The sequence below is a fragment of the Lentzea atacamensis genome (genome assembly GCF_003269295.1).
Lineage (GTDB): Bacteria > Actinomycetota > Actinomycetes > Mycobacteriales > Pseudonocardiaceae > Lentzea > Lentzea atacamensis.
Window position 1 is genome coordinate 725631 of sequence record NZ_QLTT01000002.1, and the last position, 19048, is coordinate 744678.

Consider the following 19048-nt stretch of genomic DNA (forward strand, 5'->3'; position numbering starts at 1 on the left):
GGGCGTGTGCGGAGGTGCGGATGGGCGTCGAGGTGGTCGTCGAGGGTCTGACCAAGTCCTTCGGCAAGCAGACCATCTGGCAGGACGTCACGCTCACGCTGCCTCCGGGTGAGGTCAGCGTGATGCTCGGGCCGTCCGGTACCGGCAAGAGCGTGTTCCTGAAGTCGCTGGTGGGGCTGCTCAAGCCGGAGAAGGGCAAGATCGTCATCAACGGGACGGATCTTGTGCGGTGTTCTGAGCACCGGCTTTACGAGATTCGGAAGATGTTCGGCGTGCTGTTTCAGGACGGTGCGTTGTTCGGGTCGATGAACCTGTACGACAACATCGCGTTTCCGTTGAGGGAGCACACCCGCAAGACCGAGGCTGAGGTCCGGCGGATTGTGCTCGAGAAGATGGAGATGGTCGGTCTCGTCGGTGCGGAGAAGAAGCTCCCCGGTGAGATCTCCGGCGGTATGCGCAAGCGTGCTGGGCTGGCGCGGGCGCTGGTGCTCGACCCCGAGATCATTTTGTGCGACGAGCCGGACTCCGGGCTTGATCCGGTGCGCACGGCGTACCTGAGTCAGTTGTTGATCGACCTCAACGCGCAGATCGACGCGACGATTCTGATCGTCACGCACAACATCAACATTGCTCGGACCGTGCCGGACAACCTCGGGATGTTGTTCCGGCGCGAGTTGGTCATGTTCGGGCCTCGTGAGGTGTTGTTGACCAGCGATGAGCCTGTTGTCGAGCAGTTCTTGAACGGGCGGCGGCTCGGGCCCATCGGCATGTCCGAGGAGAAGGACCAGGCCACCATGGCCGCCGAGCAGGCGCATGCGGATGCCGGGCATTCGGACGGGTCGCCGGACGAGGACATGCGCGGGGTTGTGCCGCAGTTGGAGCCGACGCCCGGGTTGCCGTTCCGCGACGCTGTGCGGCGGCGCAAGGACCGGGTCATGTCGATCATTCACCAGCTGCCCCACGAGGCGCAGCAGGGGATCATCGCCAGCCTGACGCCGGACGATTTGGTGCGGTACAACGTGCACGCTGCGGCTCCTACGCCCAGCCCCTGGCCGCGTCGTGGTGGTGTGCTGTGAGCACGCAGACGACTTTCCCCGGCGCTGGGGCGCTGCGGGAGACGGGGAAGCTGTGCCAGCTAGGGATCGACGTCGTGCGGACGTCGTTCAAGCGGCCGTTCCAGCTGCGTGAGTTCATCCAGCAGAGCTGGTTCATCGTCAGCGTGACGGTGTTGCCGACGGCGCTGGTGTCGATTCCGTTCGGCGCGGTCATCGCGTTGCAGCTCGGGAGCTTGACCCGGCAGATCGGTGCGCAGAGCTTCACGGGCGCGGCCAGCGTGCTGGCGATCATTCAGCAGGCCAGTCCGATCGTGACGGCGCTGTTGATCGCGGGTGCCGGTGGTTCGGCCATCTGTGCGGATCTCGGGTCGCGGAAGATTCGCGAAGAGATCGACGCCATGGAAGTGCTCGGCGTCAGCCCGATCCAGCGGCTGGTCGTGCCGCGGGTGCTGGCGGCGATGCTGGTGTCCGTGCTGCTCAACGGCATGGTGAGCGTCGTCGGTGTGCTGGGCGGCTACTTCTTCAACGTGATCATGCAGGACGGCACGCCCGGTGCTTACCTGGCGAGCTTCAGCGCGTTGGCGCAGCTGCCGGACCTGTGGATCAGTGAGATCAAGGCGCTGATCTTCGGGTTCATCGCCGGCATCGTCGCGGCGTACCGGGGGCTCAACCCCGCCGGTGGGCCGAAGGGCGTGGGCGACGCGGTGAACCAGGCCGTGGTCATCACGTTCCTGCTGTTGTTCTTCGTCAACTTCGTCCTCACCACGATCTACCTGCAGGTCGTGCCCGCGAAGGGGAGCTGATGGCGAACAAGGCGTTGTCCACTCTGGACGGGTTCGGCGACCAGCTGGCGTTCTACATCAAGGCGCTGGCTTGGACGCCTCGTGCGCTCAAGCGGTACTCGAAGGAGACGATGCGGCTGCTGGCCGAGGTCAGCTTCGGGTCGGGGGCGCTCGCGGTCATCGGTGGCACGATCGGTGTGATGGTCGGGCTGAGTGTCTTCACCGGCACGGTGGTGGGTCTGCAGGGCTTCACGGCTCTGAACCAGATCGGCACGTCGGCGTTCGCCGGGTTCGTGTCCGCGTACTTCAACACGCGTGAGATCGCGCCGCTCGTGGCCGGGCTCGCGTTGTCGGCGACGGTGGGGTCGGGCTTCACGGCGCAGCTCGGTGCCATGCGGATCTCCGAGGAGATCGATGCGCTCGAGGTCATGGGTATTCCCAGCCTGCCCTTCCTCGTCACCACGCGGATCATCGCCGGGTTCGTCGCGATCATCCCGCTGTACGTGATCGGGCTGCTGACCAGTTATCTCGCGGCGCGGACGATCACTGTCGAGTTCTACGGGCAGTCGGCGGGCACGTACGACCACTACTTCAACCTGTTCCTACCTCCGATCGACGTGCTCTGGTCGTTCGGCAAGGTGCTGGTCTTCGCGGTCGTGATCATCATGACCCACTGCTACTACGGCTACCGCGCGAGCGGCGGGCCGGCGGGTGTCGGTGTGGCTGTCGGGCGGGCGGTGCGGACCGCGATCGTCACGACGGCGCTGCTCGACTTCTTCCTGAGCCTCGCGATCTGGGGTGCCACGACGACGGTGAGGATCGCGGGATGAGGAAACGCGTGCTGGGCATCGCCTTCATTCTCGCGATCGCCATGTTCCTGTCGCTCACGGTGGCGTTGTACAAGGACGTCTTCGGCGACTACGTGAAGGTCACGCTCAAGACCGACCACATCGGCAACCAGCTGCAGACGGCCAGCGACGTCAAGGTGCGCGGGCTCATCGTCGGCTCGGTGAAGGCTGTTCGCACCAGCGGGAACGGTGCCGAGCTCGAGCTCGCGCTGCTGCCGGACAAGGTGAACCAGATTCCCTCCAACGTCAGCGCGCGGTTGCTGCCCAAGACGTTGTTCGGCGAGCGGTACGTGAACCTGGTGCTGCCGCAGCAGAAGAGCGGCGCGATCCAGGAGGGCGCGGTCATCGAGCAGGACCGCTCCAGCAGCGCGATCGAGCTGGAACGCGTGCTCGACAACCTGATGCCGGTGCTGCAGGCGATCCAGCCGGAGAAGCTCGCCACCACGCTGACCGCGTTGTCGCAGGCGCTGGACGGGCGCGGCAAGCCGCTCGGCCAGACGCTCGTGTCGCTGGACGCCTACCTCGGTGAGCTCAACCCGCACCTGCCCGCCTTGAAGGAGAACATCTCCAAGCTCGCGGACGTCTCGAACGTCTACGCCGACGCCGCGCCGGATCTGTTGCAGGCCCTCAACGACATGACCACGACGACCAAGACCGTCGTCGAGCAGCGCGACAACCTGCTGGCGCTGTACGGGTCGCTGACCACGACGTCGCAGGACCTCACCAGCTTCGTCACGGTCAACAAGAACAACATCATCTCGCTGGCCGACACCAGCCGCCCGACGCTGGAGTTGCTGGCCAAGTACGCGCCCGAGTACCCCTGTCTGCTCAAGGGACTCGCTGAGTTCGAACCGATCATCAGCAAGGCGTTCGGCGAGGGCACGAACGAGCCCGGCCTGCACATCACGCTGGAGATCACGCAGAACCGCGGCAAGTACAAGCCGAACCTCGACGAGCCCGAGTACAGGGACAAGCGCGGTCCCCGCTGCTACGACATCGTGCCGCGGCCGAACCCGTTCCCGCAGTACCCGCCGGAGGGACCGGTGCAGGACGGCTCCAGCTCGCCGCCGCCCGCCCGCGTCGCGAACGACGGGATCCTGCCGCCCGCCAACGCCGGCAACACCTCCACGTCGTCGGCGCAGGACGTGCTCAGGCTCGCCAACTCGCCGGAGGAAGCCAGGTTGATCGCGGCGCTCTACGGGCCGCAGCTCGGCATGGACCCGCGTGACATGCCCAGCTGGTCGAGCCTGCTGCTCGGGCCGCTCGTCCGCGGAACGGAGGTGACGGTCAAGTGAGGGGAGTGCTCGCCCCGCTGGTCAAGCTGATCACCTTCGCGGTGGTCACGATCCTCGCCACGACGCTGCTCGCGGTGACCATCGCCAACGTGAACCTGGCCGGTGCCACGGACTACAAGGCGAGGTTCACCGACGTCACCGCGTTGAACGAGGGTGACGACATCCGCATCGCCGGTGTGCGCGTCGGGCAGGTCGACGAGATCAAGGTTGTCGACCGCAAGACCGCCGAGGTCGACTTCTCCATCGACGGCGACCGCAAGCTGCCCGCGTCGGTCATCGCGACGATCAAGTACCGCAACCTGGTGGGACAGCGGTACATCGCGCTCGAAGCCGGCACCGGCGACACCAAGGCGGTGCTGCCGGAAGGTGGCACGATCCCGTTGGAGCGCACCAAGCCCGCGCTGGATCTCACCGTGCTGTTCAACGGCTTCAAGCCGCTCTTCCAGGCGCTGTCGCCGGAGGACGTGAACAAGCTGTCGTTCGAGATCATCCAGGTGCTGCAGGGAGAAGGCAGCACGATCGACAGCCTGCTCAAGCACACGGCGTCACTGACCAGCACGCTGGCGAGCAAGGACAAGGTGATCGGCGAGGTCGTCGACAACCTCAACACCGCGCTGGACACCGTGAACTCGCGTGACGAGGACTTCAACAACCTCGTGATCACGCTGCAGCAGCTGGTGTCCGGGCTCGCCCAGGACCGCCAGCCGATCGGTGACGCGATCACCGCGCTCGGCGACCTGACCAACGCCACGGCAGGCCTGCTGGAGCAGGGCCGCGAGCCGCTGAAGAACGACATCGCGCAGCTCGGCCTGGTCTCGCAGACGCTGGCGGACAACGAACAGCTCGTCGACGGCATGCTGCAGCGGCTGCCGAACAAGCTGGAGACGATCACGAGGACCGCGACCTACGGCTCGTGGTTCAACTTCTTCCTGTGCGAGGGAACCGGTCAGATCGCGGTTCCGCCGGTCATCAAGGACCCGATTCCGATCACGGCGTTGCCGGTGACACAGCAGAGGTGCCGCCGATGAAACAGCGCAACCCGATCAGGACCGGCGCGATCAGCCTGACACTGATCGCCCTGCTCTTGCTGGCCGCGTTCTACTCGGACGACCTGCCGATCGTCGGCGGTGGCACGAGCTACGCCGCGGACTTCAGCGAGGCCGCGGGACTCGTGCCCGGCAACGAGGTCCGCGTCGCCGGCGTGAAGGTCGGCAAGGTCACCAAGGTGAGGCTGAACGGCGACCGCGTGCGGGTCACGTTCAAGGTCAAGGACGCCTGGGTGGGCGACCGGACGACCGCGATGATCCGCATCAAGACGTTGCTGGGGCAGAAGTTCCTGTCGCTCGACCCGCAGGGCTCCCAGCCGCTGTCGCCGGGCGACCCGATCCCCAAGGAGCGCACTCTCGCGCCGTACGACGTGAACGAGGCGTTCAACGGGCTCGCGACGACCGTCGGCCAGATCGACACCAAGCAGCTGGCGGACAGCTTCACCGTGCTGTCGGACACCTTCAAGAACTCGCCGGAGCACGTCCGGGGCGCGCTGGACGGTCTGTCCGCGCTCTCGAAGACGATCTCCTCGCGTGACCAGCAGCTGGCCAAGCTGCTGGAGAACACCAGGCAGCTGAGCAAGACGCTGGCCGACCGCAACTCCGAGTTCGAGAAGCTCCTCTCCGACGGCAACCTGCTGCTCGGCGAGCTGCGCAAGCGGCGGGAGGCGATCAGCGCGTTGCTGACCGGGACGCGGGACCTGGCGCGGGAGCTGAGCGGTCTGGTGCAGGACAACCAGAACCAGCTCAAGCCTGCGCTGGAGCAGCTCGGCAGGGTCACCACGATCCTGCAGCGCAACCAGGACAACCTCGACCGCAGCCTCGCGCTGATGGCGCCGTTCTACCGGGTGTTCGCGAACACCCTGGGCAACGGGCGCTGGTTCGACACCTACATCTGCGGTCTGCTGCCGCCCTCGGTGAACCTCGGCGTCGTCGGGTTCAACGAGGAAGGCTGCCTGCCTCCGGGGGTGCAGCGATGACAACGGCAGCGAACACCAAGGTCGGCCGCCTGATCGCGATGGGCTGCGTGCTCGCGCTGGTCGTGACGGCGGCGCTGTGGTGGATCTTCTCCGGCATGAACGAGCGCAAGGTGACCGCGCACTTCGCCGCGGCCGTCGGCGTCTACCCCGGCGGTGACGTGCGCGTGCTCGGCGTGAAGGTCGGCACGATCGACGAGGTCGTGCCGGAGGGCAAGACCGTGCGGGTCGTGTTCACCGTCGACCGCTCGGTGCGGATCCCTGAGAACGCGCAGGCCGTCGTGGTCGCCCCGAGCGTGGTCAGCGACCGGTACGTGCAGCTCGCGCCCGCCTACACCGGTGGGCCGACGATGGGCGACAACGCAGTGATCCCGCGCGAGCGCACTGCGACGCCGGTCGAGCTGGACGAGCTCTACCAGTCGCTGGACAAGCTCACGACCGCGTTGGGACCGAACGGCGCGAACGCCGACGGGGCCCTGGCGGACCTGCTGAACTCGGCGGCGAAGAACCTCGAGGGCAACGGCCAGGCGCTCAACGACATGTTGAAGAACCTCGGCCAGGCCACGCGGACGCTGTCGGGGTCCAAGGAGGATCTGTTCGCGACCGTCGACAACCTGCAGAAGTTCACCGCGATGCTGGCCGCGAACGACAGCCAGGTCCGGGACTTCAACCGGCAGCTCGCGGACGTGAGCAAGCTGCTCGCCGACGAGCGCGGTGACCTCGGTGCCGCGCTGAACGAGCTGGCGACCGCGCTGCAGCAGGTGCAGGGCTTCATCAAGGACAACCGCGAGGTGCTGAAGTCCAATGTGGACAAGCTCGCGTCGATCACGCAGGTGCTGGTGAACCAGCGGGCCGCGCTGGCAGAGACGCTCGACGTGGCTCCGCTGGCGCTGGGCAACCTGCAGAACTCCTACAACGCGGCGTCCGGCACGCTCGACACCCGCGCGAACATCAACGAGCTGAACCAGCCGCCGATCGTGCTGATCTGCAAGCTGGTGCAGCAGGCCACGCCGAACAACGTGCCGCCGGTGCTCGCGCAGACGTGCAAGCAGCTGGAGCCGATCCTGTCCGGTGCGGTTCCGCTGAGCTCGCCCGCTCAGGTGATCAGCGATCTCAACGCGGGCAAGCTGCCGCTGCCCCTGCCGGTCGCGGGGGTGCCGCGGTGAAGAAGCTCGCGATCGTGCTCTCAGCTCTCGTTCTCGCCGGCTGTGGCTCCGGTGGGTTCGACGGCGTCTACAACCTGCCGCTGCCCGGCGGCGCCGACGTCGGTGACCACCCGTACCGGGTCAAGGCGCAGTTCAAGGACGTCCTGGACCTCGTGCCGCAGGCCGGCGTGAAGGTCAACGACGTGCCGGTCGGGCGGGTCGAGAGGATCGACCTGGCCGGTGACGGCTGGACGGCCGAGGTCACCATGCTGGTCAACGGTGACGTGCAGCTGCCGGCCAACGCGTTCGCGAAGCTGAGGCAGTCGGCGCTGCTGGGCGAGAAGTTCGTCGAGCTCGGCAAGCCCAAGGACGCCAGCGGAAAGCTCGCGGACAACGCCGTGATCCCGTTGGAGAAGACGAACCGCAACCCCGAGGTCGAAGAGGTCTTCGGCGCGTTGTCGATGCTGCTCAACGGTGGTGGTGTGGCGCAGCTGCAGAACATCACCAAGGAGCTCAACGCCGCGCTGGAGGGCAACGAGCAGGAGATCCGTTCGTTGCTGGGCAACCTGAACACGTTCGTCGGAGAGCTCGACAAGCACAAGGCGGAGATCGTCCGCGCGCTCGACTCGATCAACCGGCTGGCCGGGACCCTGGCCCAGCAGCGGGAGAAGATCGCGGTGGCGCTGACGGACCTGGAACCCGGCCTGCGGGTGATCGCCGAGCAGCGCACGCAGCTCGTGACGCTGCTGAAGTCGCTGGACAAGCTCTCCGACGTCGCGACGGACACGGTGAACAAGAGCAGGGACGACATCGTGGCGGACCTGAAGGCACTGCAGCCGACGTTGCAGAAGCTCGCGGAGTCGGGGCAGAACCTGCCGAAGGCGCTCGAGCTGCTGCTGACCTACCCGTTCCCGGACGCGGCGGTCGACGGCATCAAGGGCGACTACACGAACCTCTACGCCGACCTCGACCTCAACCTCGGCACGATCCTGGACAACCTGGGCCGGTCGCGGCAGTCCCCGCTGGACGGCCACGTCCCGAGCCAGGGCACGCCGTTGCCGATGCCGAACATCCCGCTGCCGAACCTGGGACAGGGAACCGGGTCCGCGCTGGGCGACGTCCTCGGCGGCCTCCTGGGAGGTGGTCGCAAGTGATCACGCGGGGCACCAAGTTCAAGATCGTGGCGTTCGTGCTCGTCGCGTTGCTGGGCATCTCGTACGTGAGCGCCAACTACGTCGGGCTGTTCCGGTCGTCGTCGAAGGTCGTGACGATGCAGCTCGCCGACTCCGGCGGCATCTTCACCAACGCCGAGGTCACGTACCGCGGTGTGACGATCGGCCGGGTCGGGCAGCTGCGGCTGACCGCCGACGGCATCGAGGTCGACCTGGAGCTGGACGCGGACGCGCCGCGCGTGCCGGCGTCGACCGAGGCCGTGGTCGCGAACCGGTCGGCCGTCGGTGAGCAGTTCGTGGACCTGCGGCCGAAGAACGACAACGGGCCGTACCTGGAGGCCGGGTCGGTCATCCCGCGTTCGGCCACCAAGACGCCGCCGCCGGTCGACGGCCTGCTGTCGAACCTGGACGCGTTCGCGTCGTCGGTGCCGACTGATTCGCTGAAGACCGTCGTCGACGAACTGCACACCGCGTTCAGCGGTACCGGTGGCGACCTGCAGGTGCTGATCGACAACACCGCGGCGTTCACGGCGGCTGCCTCCGAGCACCTGCCGCAGACGACGCAGCTGCTCAAGGACGGCAAGATCGTGCTGGCCACGCAGGCCGCGCAGGGCGGTGCGATCCGCTCGTTCAGCGGTGACCTGAGGTTGATCGCGGAGCAGCTGAAGGCGTCCGACGGCGACCTGCGCCGGTTGATCGTCGCGGTGCCGCCGGCGTCGGAGCAGGTGTCGGCGCTGCTGAAGGAGAGCGGGCCGAACCTCGGCGTGGTGTTCGCGAACCTGCTGACCACGGCGAACATCCTCGTGACCAGGCGTGATGGTTTGGAGCAGATCGCGGTGACGTACCCCCTCGCCGTCGGTGGTGGCTTCACCGTGGCGCCGGGTGACGGCACCGCGCACTTCGGCCTCGCGCTGAACGTGTTCGATCCCATGCCCTGCACCGTCGGTTACGAGGGCACGACCATCCGCCCTGGTAGTGACACCTCCGCCGCGCCGCTGAACACTCAGGCGTACTGCGCTCTCGCGCGCGGTTCGGCGACATCGGTGCGAGGCTCGCAGAATGCTCCGTACGGTGGAACGCCGACGACACCGGTGGGCAACGCGACGACGCAGCCGGGGCAGGAGCCGGCCGGCCAGCAGACGGCCCCGGAGCTGCCGCTGCTGACGTCGCTGGGCCAGCTGCTGGGTTTGCCAGAGGAGAAGAAGTAGTGCGGATCTTCACGGTGGTGGCCGTGGTCCTGGCGGTGCTGACGTTCGGGTACGCCGCGTACTTCGGCGTGGCCTGGTACTCGGCGTCGCACTCGTCGGAGTCGGAGTTCGCCGCGACGCGCGACGAGGCCCTGCGCTCCGGCCAGGTGGGCATCACGAACTTCCTGACCCTCGACTACAAGAAGGTCGACGAGGACCTGCAGCGCTGGCTCAACTCGTCGACCGGCGAGCTGCGCGCCGAGATCGACAAGGACAAGGACTCGCGCAAGAAGCAGCTGGTCGACGCCAAGTCCGTGACGTCGTCGAAGGTCCTCGACTCCGCCATCACCGAACTCGACGACCGCGCGGGCACCGCGTCGATGATCGCCGTGGTCGAGAGCACCGTGACCCCGGACAACGGCCAGAAGGTCACCAAGATCAACCGGTACCTGACCAAGCTCACCCGCACCGAGGACGGCTGGAAGCTGAGCCAGCTGGGCCCGCTGCGGGCGGGCGTCTGATTGGACTGAGCTCGTGCCCCCATCCCGCCGCCGCCCCATCCCCACGCCGCCCGCCGGCGGCCGCCCCAAGGTGGCCGGCCTGCACCGCCGCACCACGGCTCCCGACGAGCCCGTCGAGGCTGCCGAGGCCGTGGTTCCGGAGGCCGTGGAGGAGCCGGAGGAGTTGAAGGCGCCGACGGCGGTCGAGTGGACGCCCCCGGCCGCGAAGCAGCCGAAGCCCTCGAAGGAGCCGAAGCAGCCGGAGGCCGTGAAGTTCGACCCGGCGCACTACGCCGCTGCCGCCAGGACCGGCTGGGTGCTGCCGGTCGCCCTGCTCGCGGTCGCGGTGCTGCTCGGCGGCCTCGGCACGTTCTTTTTGCTCAAGTCCCGCTCGGTGTCCTACGACGCCGCCCTGGTCGACTCAGCGACCACCTCGGCGGTGAACGGCCAGGTCCGCGAGGCCGTGGAGAAGTCCTTCTCCTACAACTTCGCCGACGTCGAGTCCACCGAGAAGGCCGCCCGCGAACTGCTGACCGGCAAGGCCCTCTGCCAGTACAACGCCGTGTTCGGCCCGGTGAAGAAGGTCGCGCCCGAGCAGAAGCTGGTCGTGACCGTCCGCGTCGTCTCCTCCGCCGTGTCGTCGCTCAAGGACGGCCACGCCACCGTCCTGGTCTTCGCCGACCAGGTCACCACCCGCACCACCGACAACCAGTCGGGCGGCGGCACCGCCATGCTCCGCGTCAGCGCCGTGGACTCCGGTGGCCGGTGGAAGATCGACAACATGGAGATGTTCGGCGCGACCGCCGAGCAGAACCAGCAGCTCCAGAACTGCTGACGGACACCGGCCGCGCGCTCGGTCGTTTGGCCCGGGCCGGTGTCGGCCCGCCGATCGCGGTGGACTAAGATCAACAACTCTCAGGGAACCCTGGAAGCACTCGAAATACCCCCTCCGCCAGCCCCGACACGCGTGATCTCAGTCACACAATTCCCGTGGCGCTCTGTAAGACCGCTTGAACGCCGCCAACTTCCCACCAAATCGGCCGCACGCGTGTTTATGCAGGTCAATTGGGTGACAGACGGTGATAGGCGCTCCATCCAGAGAGTGGATCGGCCGTCCACATCTTGACTGCGCGCTCATGCGGGGTCACTCTGTCGGTGAGCAAGAGGAGGGTCCTTCCAGGTGCCTCTCGACAGTCGCCGTGCGCGTGGCTAGACTGCCCCTTTGCGCTGCCCATTTTCCGCTTGCCCTTCGCCGAGAGCGTGGATTAGTCGGGCATCGCCGCACCCTTGACAGCCGTGCTAGTTCGCTCTAGCCAGCTACCTGTCCCTGGAAGGACGCATCTTGGCGATCTCTCGCGCGACCAAGGCCACTGCTGCGACCAACTCCACGTCGGGGATCCCTGGAGCGCCGAAGCGCGTCTCGTTCGCAAAGATTCACGAGCCGCTCTCGACGCCCAACCTGCTCGACCTGCAGATCCAGTCCTTCGAATGGCTCACCGGTAACGAGGCGTGGTTCCAGCGCCGCGTCGACGCCGGCGACGAGACCCCGACGAGTGGTCTCGAAGAGGTTCTCAACGAGATCTCGCCGATCGAGGACTTCTCCGGCTCCATGTCACTGTCCTTCTCCGACCCGCGCTTCGACGAGGTCAAGGCCTCGACCGAAGAGTGCAAGGACAAGGACATGACGTACGCGGCACCGCTGTTCGTCACGGCGGAGTTCACCAACCACACCACTGGCGAGATCAAGAGCCAGACGGTGTTCATGGGTGACTTCCCGATGATGACGGACAAGGGCACGTTCATCATCAACGGCACCGAGCGCGTGGTTGTCTCGCAGCTCGTGCGTTCGCCTGGTGTCTACTACGACACCGCGGTCGACAAGACGACGGACAAGGACGTCTTCAGCGTCAAGATCATCCCGTCCCGGGGTGCCTGGCTGGAGTTCGACGTCGACAAGCGCGACACCGTGGGTGTCCGCATCGACCGCAAGCGTCGCCAGCCGGTGACGGTGCTGCTGAAGGCTCTGGGCTGGAGCACCGAGCAGATCCGCGAGCGGTTCGCGTTCAGCGAGACGTTGCTGACCACGCTCGAGAAGGACCACACCGCGGGTACCGACGAGGCGTTGCTCGACATCTACCGCAAGCTGCGTCCTGGCGAGCCGCCGACGAAGGAGTCCGCGCAGGCCCTGCTGGAGAACCTGTTCTTCAAGGACAAGCGCTACGACCTGGCGAAGGTTGGCCGTTACAAGGTCAACAAGAAGCTGGGCCTGGACACCGAGATCAACACCGGTGTGCTGACCGAGGACGACATCGTCACGACGATCGAGTACCTGGTCCGCCTGCACGCGGGCGAGACGATGATGGACGGCGCCAACGGCACCGAGGTTCCCGTCGAGGTCGACGACATCGACCACTTCGGCAACCGTCGTCTGCGCACCGTCGGCGAGCTGATCCAGAACCAGATCCGCGTCGGTCTGTCCCGCATGGAGCGCGTCGTCCGCGAGCGCATGACCACGCAGGACGTCGAGGCCATCACGCCGCAGACCCTGATCAACATCCGTCCCGTCGTGGCGGCGATCAAGGAGTTCTTCGGCACCTCGCAGCTGTCGCAGTTCATGGACCAGACCAACCCGCTCGCGGGTCTGACCCACAAGCGCCGCCTGTCGGCGCTGGGTCCCGGTGGTCTGTCCCGTGAGCGGGCCGGCATGGAGGTCCGCGACGTCCACCCGTCGCACTACGGCCGCATGTGCCCGATCGAGACGCCGGAAGGCCCGAACATCGGTCTGATCGGTTCGCTCTCGTCGTACGCGCGGGTCAACCCGTTCGGCTTCATCGAGACGCCGTACCGCAAGGTCACCGACGGCCGGGTCACCGACCAGATCGACTACCTGACCGCGGACGAGGAAGACCGCTTCGTCAAGGCGCAGGCGAACTCGCCGACCGACGACGAGGGCAACTTCACCGACGACCGCGTCCTGGTCCGCAAGAAGGGCGGCGAGGTCGAGTTCATCGACCCGATGGACGTCGACTACATGGACGTCTCGCCGCGCCAGATGGTGTCGGCCGCGACCGCCATGATCCCGTTCCTCGAGCACGACGACGCGAACCGCGCCCTGATGGGTGCGAACATGCAGCGTCAGGCCGTGCCGCTGCTGCGTTCCGAGTCGCCGCTGGTCGGCACCGGCATGGAGCTGCGTGCCGCGGTCGACGCCGGTGACGTCGTCGTCGCGAAGAAGACCGGTGTGGTCGAGGAGGTCTCCGCCGACTACATCACCGTCATGGCCGACGACGGTGCGCGCAACACCTACGCGCTGCACAAGTTCCGTCGCTCGAACCAGGGCACCTGCATCAACCAGAAGCCCATCGTCAACGAGGGCGACCGGGTGCAGGAGGGCCAGGTCCTGGCCGACGGGCCGTGCACCGAGAACGGTGAGATGGCGCTCGGCAAGAACCTGCTCGTGGCGATCATGCCGTGGGAAGGCCACAACTACGAGGACGCGATCATCCTGTCGCAGCGTCTCGTCCAGGACGACGTCCTGACCTCGATCCACATCGAGGAGCACGAGATCGACGCCCGCGACACGAAGCTCGGTGCCGAGGAGATCACGCGGGACATCCCGAACGTCTCCGAGGAGGTCCTCGCCGACCTCGACGAGCGCGGCATCATCCGCATCGGTGCCGAGGTGCAGCCCGGCGACATCCTCGTCGGCAAGGTCACGCCCAAGGGTGAGACCGAGCTGACCCCCGAGGAGCGCCTGCTCCGCGCGATCTTCGGTGAGAAGGCGCGCGAGGTCCGCGACACCTCGCTCAAGGTGCCGCACGGTGAGTACGGCAAGGTCATCGGCATCCGCGTCTTCTCGCGTGAGGACGACGACGAGCTGCCTCCGGGCGTGAACGAGCTCGTCCGCGTCTACGTGGCCCAGAAGCGCAAGATCCAGGACGGTGACAAGCTCGCCGGCCGCCACGGCAACAAGGGCGTCATCGGCAAGATCCTCCCCGTCGAGGACATGCCGTTCCTCGAGGACGGCACGCCGGTCGACATCATCCTGAACACGCACGGTGTGCCGCGTCGTATGAACATCGGCCAGGTGCTGGAGACCCACCTCGGGTGGATCGCCAAGCAGGGCTGGAGCATCAACGGCGACCCGGACTGGGCGAAGAACCTGCCCGAGGAGCTGTACGACGTCGAGCCGAACACCCGGACGGCGACGCCGGTGTTCGACGGCGCGAAGGAAGAGGAGATCACGGGTCTGCTGGGCTCGACCATCCCGAACCGCGACGGTGAGCGGATGGTCAAGGAGAACGGCAAGGCTCAGCTCTTCGACGGTCGCTCCGGCGAGCCGTACCCGTTCCCGGTGTCGGTCGGCTACATGTACATCCTCAAGCTGCTGCACCTGGTCGACGACAAGATCCACGCGCGTTCGACCGGCCCGTACTCGATGATCACGCAGCAGCCGCTGGGTGGTAAGGCGCAGTTCGGTGGTCAGCGTTTCGGTGAGATGGAGTGCTGGGCGATGCAGGCGTACGGCGCCGCATACACCCTGCAGGAGCTGCTCACGATCAAGTCCGACGACGTGCTCGGCCGCGTGAAGGTCTACGAGGCCATCGTCAAGGGCGAGAACATCCCGGAACCCGGTATCCCGGAGTCCTTCAAGGTGCTGCTCAAGGAGCTGCAGTCGCTGTGCCTCAACGTCGAGGTCCTGTCTTCGGACGGTGCCGCGATCGAGATGCGCGACGGCGACGACGAAGACCTGGAGCGCGCGGCCGCGAACCTCGGCATCAACCTGTCGCGGTCCGAGTCGCCCTCCGTGGACGACGTCGTCAACTAGTCACCTCGCTCGGGTCAGGGAGCGCAATGCCTCCCGCGTAGCGCTCCCTGACCTATCCGACCAGCTCCTGCTGCCACCGATCTAAAAAGGGGAAGAGAGTAGACGTGCTCGACGTCAACTTCTTCGATGAGCTCCGCATCGGTCTCGCGACCGCGGACGACATCCGCCAGTGGTCCTACGGCGAGGTCAAGAAGCCCGAGACCATCAACTACCGCACGCTCAAGCCTGAGAAGGACGGCTTGTTCTGCGAAAAGATCTTCGGTCCCACCAGGGACTGGGAGTGCTACTGCGGCAAGTACAAGCGCGTGCGCTTCAAGGGCATCATCTGTGAGCGCTGCGGCGTCGAGGTGACCCGTGCGAAGGTGCGTCGTGAGCGCATGGGCCACATCGAGCTCGCCGCTCCGGTCACGCACATCTGGTACTTCAAGGGCGTTCCCAGCCGGTTGGGCTACCTGCTCGACCTGGCCCCCAAGGACCTCGAGAAGATCATCTACTTCGCCGCCTACGTCATCGTCGGCGTGAACGGCGAGCTGCGCCACAACGACCTGCCCACGCTCGAGAGCGAGATGCAGGTCGAGCGCAAGCGCGTCGAGAACCGCCGTGACGCGGACGTCGAGGCGCGTGCCCAGAAGCTGGAAGCCGACCTGGCCGAGCTGGAGGCGGAGGGCGCCAAGTCCGACGTCCGCCGCAAGGTCAAGGAGGGCGGCGAGCGCGAGATGCGCCAGCTCCGCGACCGTGCCCAGCGCGAGCTGGACCGGCTCGACGAGATCTGGAGCACCTTCACCAAGCTCGACCGCGGTCAGCTGATCGCGGACGAGCTGCTCTACCGCGAGCTGTACGACCGCTACGGCGACTACTTCACCGGTGCCATGGGCGCCGAGGCCATCCAGAAGCTGCTGGGTGACTACGACGTCGACGCCGAGGCCGACATCCTGCGCGAGACGATCCGCAGCGGTAAGGGCCAGAAGAAGCTGCGTGCGCTCAAGCGCCTCAAGGTCGTTGCCGCCTTCCAGGCGACCCGCAACAACCCGCAGGGCATGGTGCTGGACTGCGTTCCGGTCATCCCGCCGGACCTGCGCCCGATGGTGCAGCTCGACGGTGGCCGCTTCGCGACCTCCGACCTGAACGACCTGTACCGCCGCGTCATCAACCGCAACAACCGGTTGAAGCGACTGATCGACCTCGGCGCGCCCGAGATCATCGTCAACAACGAGAAGCGGATGCTGCAGGAGGCCGTCGACGCGCTGTTCGACAACGGCCGCCGCGGCCGCCCGGTCACCGGTCCCGGTAACCGCCCGCTGAAGTCGCTGTCCGACCTGCTGAAGGGCAAGCAGGGCCGGTTCCGCCAGAACCTGCTCGGCAAACGCGTCGACTACTCCGGCCGTTCGGTCATCGTGGTCGGCCCGCAGCTCAAGCTGCACCAGTGCGGTCTGCCCAAGCAGATGGCGCTGGAGCTCTTCAAGCCGTTCGTGATGAAGCGGCTCGTGGACCTCAACCACGCGCAGAACATCAAGTCCGCCAAGCGGATGGTCGAGCGTGCGCGCCCGGCCGTGTGGGACGTGCTGGAAGAGGTCATCACCGAGCACCCGGTGCTGCTCAACCGTGCTCCTACGCTGCACCGCCTCGGCATCCAGGCCTTCGAGCCGCAGCTGGTCGAGGGCAAGGCCATCCAGCTGCACCCGCTGGTCTGTGAGGCGTTCAACGCCGACTTCGACGGTGACCAGATGGCTGTTCACCTGCCGCTGTCGGCTGAGGCGCAGGCCGAGGCCCGCGTCCTGATGCTGTCGTCGAACAACATCCTGTCCCCGGCGTCCGGCAAGCCGCTGGCCATGCCGCGTCTGGACATGGTGACGGGTCTGTACCACCTGACCCGGCACAAGGCCGGCGACATCGGCGAGGGCCACTTCTTCTCGTCCCCGGCCGAAGCCCTGATGGCGTTCGACCGCAAGGTCCTGGGCCTGCAGGCGATGGTCAAGATCCGCGTCTCCGACAAGAACCCGCCGAAGGGTCAGGAGCCGGAGGGCTGGGAGCCCGGTCAGCCGTGGCTCGCGGAGACCACGCTGGGTCGCGTGCTGTTCAACGAGATCCTGCCGCAGGACTACGCCTTCATCAACGAGGTCATGCCCAAGAAGCGGCAGGCCGTGATCATCAACGACCTCGCCGAGCGGTACCCGATGGTCACCGTCGCCCGGACGCTGGACAAGCTGAAGGACGCCGGTTTCTACTGGGCCACCCGTTCCGGCGTGACCGTCGCGATCTCGGACGTCCTCGTCCCCGCCGCGAAGCAGGACATCCTCGAGGAGCACGAGCGCCTCGCGGACGCGGTGGAGAAGCGCTACCAGCGCGGTCAGCTCTCCCACGAGGAGCGCAACTCCGAGCTGGTCAAGGTGTGGACCAAGGCCACCGAGCAGGTCCACGAGATCATGGAAGACAACTTCCCCGAGGACAACTCGATCCGCGTCATCGTGCAGTCCGGCGCCGCCGGCAACATGACGCAGGTCCGTTCGCTCGCGGGTATGCGTGGTCTCGTCACCAACCCGAAGGGTGAGTACATCCCGCGCCCGATCAAGAACTCGTTCCGCGAGGGCTTGTCGGTGCTGGAGTACTTCATCGCGACGCACGGTGCCCGCAAGGGTCTGGCCGACACCGCGCTTCGTACCGCCGACTCGGGTTACCTGACCCGTCGTCTGGTGGACGTCTCGCAGGACGTCATCATCCGCGAGGTCGACTGCGGCACCACCCGTGGTGTGCAGATGACCGTCGGCGAGCAGCTGGGCGACAAGGTCGGCCTGCACGAGTTCGCGCAGACGTCGGTCTACGCCCGCACGGTCGCGGAGGACATCCACGACGCGCAGGGCAACCTGATCCTGAACCGCGGCGACGACCTCGGCGACCCGGCGTTGCAGTCGCTGGTCGAGGCGGGCATCGTCCGCGTGAAGGTCCGCTCGGTGCTGACCTGTGAGTCGGCCGTCGGTGTGTGTGCGTCCTGCTACGGCCGTTCGATGGCGACCGGCAAGCTGGTCGACGTCGGCGAGGCCGTCGGCATCGTCGCCGCCCAGTCGATCGGTGAGCCCGGTACGCAGCTGACGATGCGTACGTTCCACCAGGGTGGTGTGGCCGGTGACGACATCACGACCGGTCTGCCCCGTGTCCAGGAGCTCTTCGAGGCCCGCGTCCCGAAGGGCAAGGCGCCGATCGCCGACGTCGACGGCCGCGTCCGCATCGAGGACGGCGACCGCTTCTGGAAGATCACGCTGATCCCGGACGACGGCTCCGAGGAGATCGTGTTCGAGAAGCTGTCCAAGCGTCAGCGTCTCGCCAACACGGCGACCGGCCCGCTGCAGGACGGCGACCACGTGCACGTCGGTCAGCAGCTGCTGGAAGGTACTCCGGACCCGCACGAGGTCCTGCGCGTCATGGGCCCGCGCGAGGCCCAGCTGCACCTGGTGCAGGAAGTGCAGAAGGTGTACCGCGCCCAGGGTGTGGCCATCCACGACAAGCACATCGAGGTCATCGTCCGGCAGATGCTCCGCCGGGTCACGATCATCGACTCCGGCGCGACCGAGTTCCTGCCGGGTTCGCTGGTCGAGCGTGCCGACTTCGAGTCGGGCAACCGCGCTGTCGTCGCCGAGGGTGGCGAGCCGGCTGCCGGTCGTCCGGTGCTGATGGGTATCACGAAGGCCTCGCTGGCGACCGACTCGTGGCTGTCCGCGGCGTCGTTCCAGGAGACCACTCGTGTGCTGACCGACGCTGCCATCAACGGGCGTTCGGACAAGCTCATCGGTCTGAAGGAGAACGTGATCATCGGTAAGTTGATCCCGGCTGGTACGGGTATCAACAGGTACCGGAACATCCAGGTTCAGCCGACTGAGGAGGCGCGGGCTGCGGCCTACGCGATTCCTTCTTACGACGACGGGTACTACACGCCTGACGTCTTCGGGACTGGGACTGGTGCTGCGGTGCCGTTGGACGACTACGACTTTGGGCGGGACTACCGCTAGTCGTTCGGTCTGAGGGAACGGCCCCTGGGAGCTTTGGCTTCTGGGGGCCGTTTCTGTTTGTCCGCAGATGGGCGGGTTGGCACCGGACGCTGCGGTTGGGTGGGTTTTCCCGGGGCTCCGCCCCGGACCCCGCCAATCTGATCAAGGACCCGGCCAGCGCAGCGCGTGGGTTGATGGCACGCCTGTTGGCTTGGGCGGCTTGCGGTTGCGTA

The 19048-nt window shown here is 66.7% G+C and carries 13 protein-coding genes; all 13 read left to right on the forward strand.

Annotated elements, in window-relative coordinates; all coding sequences use genetic code 11:
- The first annotated feature begins 20 nt into the window (after window positions 1-20).
- The 13 genes from C8D87_RS12460 to C8D87_RS12520 all read left to right on the forward strand — a co-directional run bounded on the left by C8D87_RS12460 (window position 21) and on the right by C8D87_RS12520 (window position 18836).
- Window positions 21-1076: an ABC transporter ATP-binding protein gene (locus C8D87_RS12460; protein ID WP_109632794.1), complete on the forward strand. Its 1056-nt coding sequence runs from the start codon at window positions 21-23 to the stop codon at window positions 1074-1076.
- The gene (locus tag C8D87_RS12465) at window positions 1073-1858 is read left to right on the forward strand and encodes an MlaE family ABC transporter permease (protein WP_109628826.1); all 786 of its coding nucleotides are present in this window, start codon (window positions 1073-1075) and stop codon (window positions 1856-1858) included. The genes C8D87_RS12460 and C8D87_RS12465 overlap by 4 nt, the downstream gene beginning before the upstream one ends.
- Window positions 1858-2667, forward strand: a complete 810-nt coding sequence (locus tag C8D87_RS12470) for an MlaE family ABC transporter permease (RefSeq protein WP_086666435.1) — start codon at window positions 1858-1860, stop codon at window positions 2665-2667. Before C8D87_RS12465 ends, C8D87_RS12470 begins: the two co-directional genes overlap by 1 nt.
- Window positions 2664-3980 carry an MCE family protein gene (locus C8D87_RS12475; RefSeq protein ID WP_112226742.1) on the forward strand — a complete coding sequence of 439 codons (1317 nt, stop codon included), beginning with the start codon at window positions 2664-2666 and terminating at the stop codon, window positions 3978-3980. The genes C8D87_RS12470 and C8D87_RS12475 overlap by 4 nt, the downstream gene beginning before the upstream one ends.
- Window positions 3977-5008: an MCE family protein gene (locus C8D87_RS12480; RefSeq protein WP_112226743.1), complete on the forward strand. Its 1032-nt coding sequence runs from the start codon at window positions 3977-3979 to the stop codon at window positions 5006-5008. Before C8D87_RS12475 ends, C8D87_RS12480 begins: the two co-directional genes overlap by 4 nt.
- Window positions 5005-6006, forward strand: coding sequence for an MCE family protein (locus tag C8D87_RS12485; protein ID WP_109632792.1), 1002 nt, complete (start codon window positions 5005-5007; stop codon window positions 6004-6006). The genes C8D87_RS12480 and C8D87_RS12485 overlap by 4 nt, the downstream gene beginning before the upstream one ends.
- Window positions 6003-7169 carry an MCE family protein gene (locus tag C8D87_RS12490; RefSeq protein WP_211337093.1) on the forward strand — a complete coding sequence of 389 codons (1167 nt, stop codon included), beginning with the start codon at window positions 6003-6005 and terminating at the stop codon, window positions 7167-7169. The genes C8D87_RS12485 and C8D87_RS12490 overlap by 4 nt, the downstream gene beginning before the upstream one ends.
- Window positions 7166-8302 carry an MCE family protein gene (locus C8D87_RS12495; RefSeq protein ID WP_112226744.1) on the forward strand — a complete coding sequence of 379 codons (1137 nt, stop codon included), beginning with the start codon at window positions 7166-7168 and terminating at the stop codon, window positions 8300-8302. Before C8D87_RS12490 ends, C8D87_RS12495 begins: the two co-directional genes overlap by 4 nt.
- Complete coding sequence (locus tag C8D87_RS12500; protein WP_112226745.1) at window positions 8299-9528, forward strand: MCE family protein; 1230 nt, start codon at window positions 8299-8301, stop codon at window positions 9526-9528. Before C8D87_RS12495 ends, C8D87_RS12500 begins: the two co-directional genes overlap by 4 nt.
- On the forward strand, window positions 9528-10028 hold the full coding sequence (locus tag C8D87_RS12505) for a hypothetical protein (RefSeq protein WP_112226746.1): 501 nt from the start codon (window positions 9528-9530) through the stop codon (window positions 10026-10028). The genes C8D87_RS12500 and C8D87_RS12505 overlap by 1 nt, the downstream gene beginning before the upstream one ends.
- 13 nt (window positions 10029-10041) lie before the next feature.
- Entirely contained in the window at window positions 10042-10842 is an 801-nt protein-coding gene (locus tag C8D87_RS12510) for a hypothetical protein (protein WP_146771692.1), read from the forward strand.
- Window positions 10843-11349: 507 nt separating this feature from the next.
- Window positions 11350-14835 (forward strand): DNA-directed RNA polymerase subunit beta, encoded by a 3486-nt coding sequence (rpoB, locus tag C8D87_RS12515; RefSeq protein ID WP_109628808.1) that lies wholly within the window; start codon window positions 11350-11352, stop codon window positions 14833-14835.
- 104 nt (window positions 14836-14939) lie between these two features.
- Window positions 14940-18836: a DNA-directed RNA polymerase subunit beta' gene (locus C8D87_RS12520; protein WP_109628806.1), complete on the forward strand. Its 3897-nt coding sequence runs from the start codon at window positions 14940-14942 to the stop codon at window positions 18834-18836.
- Window positions 18837-19048: the final 212 nt, after the last annotated feature.

Coding starts and splice junctions, on each gene's coding strand:
- C8D87_RS12460 (WP_109632794.1), top strand. CDS start 21: ATGGGCGTCGAGGTGGTCGTCGAGGGTCTGACCAAGTCCTTCGGCAAG.
- C8D87_RS12470 (WP_086666435.1), top strand. CDS start 1,858: ATGGCGAACAAGGCGTTGTCCACTCTGGACGGGTTCGGCGACCAGCTG.
- C8D87_RS12475 (WP_112226742.1), top strand. CDS start 2,664: ATGAGGAAACGCGTGCTGGGCATCGCCTTCATTCTCGCGATCGCCATG.
- C8D87_RS12485 (WP_109632792.1), top strand. CDS start 5,005: ATGAAACAGCGCAACCCGATCAGGACCGGCGCGATCAGCCTGACACTG.
- C8D87_RS12490 (WP_211337093.1), top strand. CDS start 6,003: ATGACAACGGCAGCGAACACCAAGGTCGGCCGCCTGATCGCGATGGGC.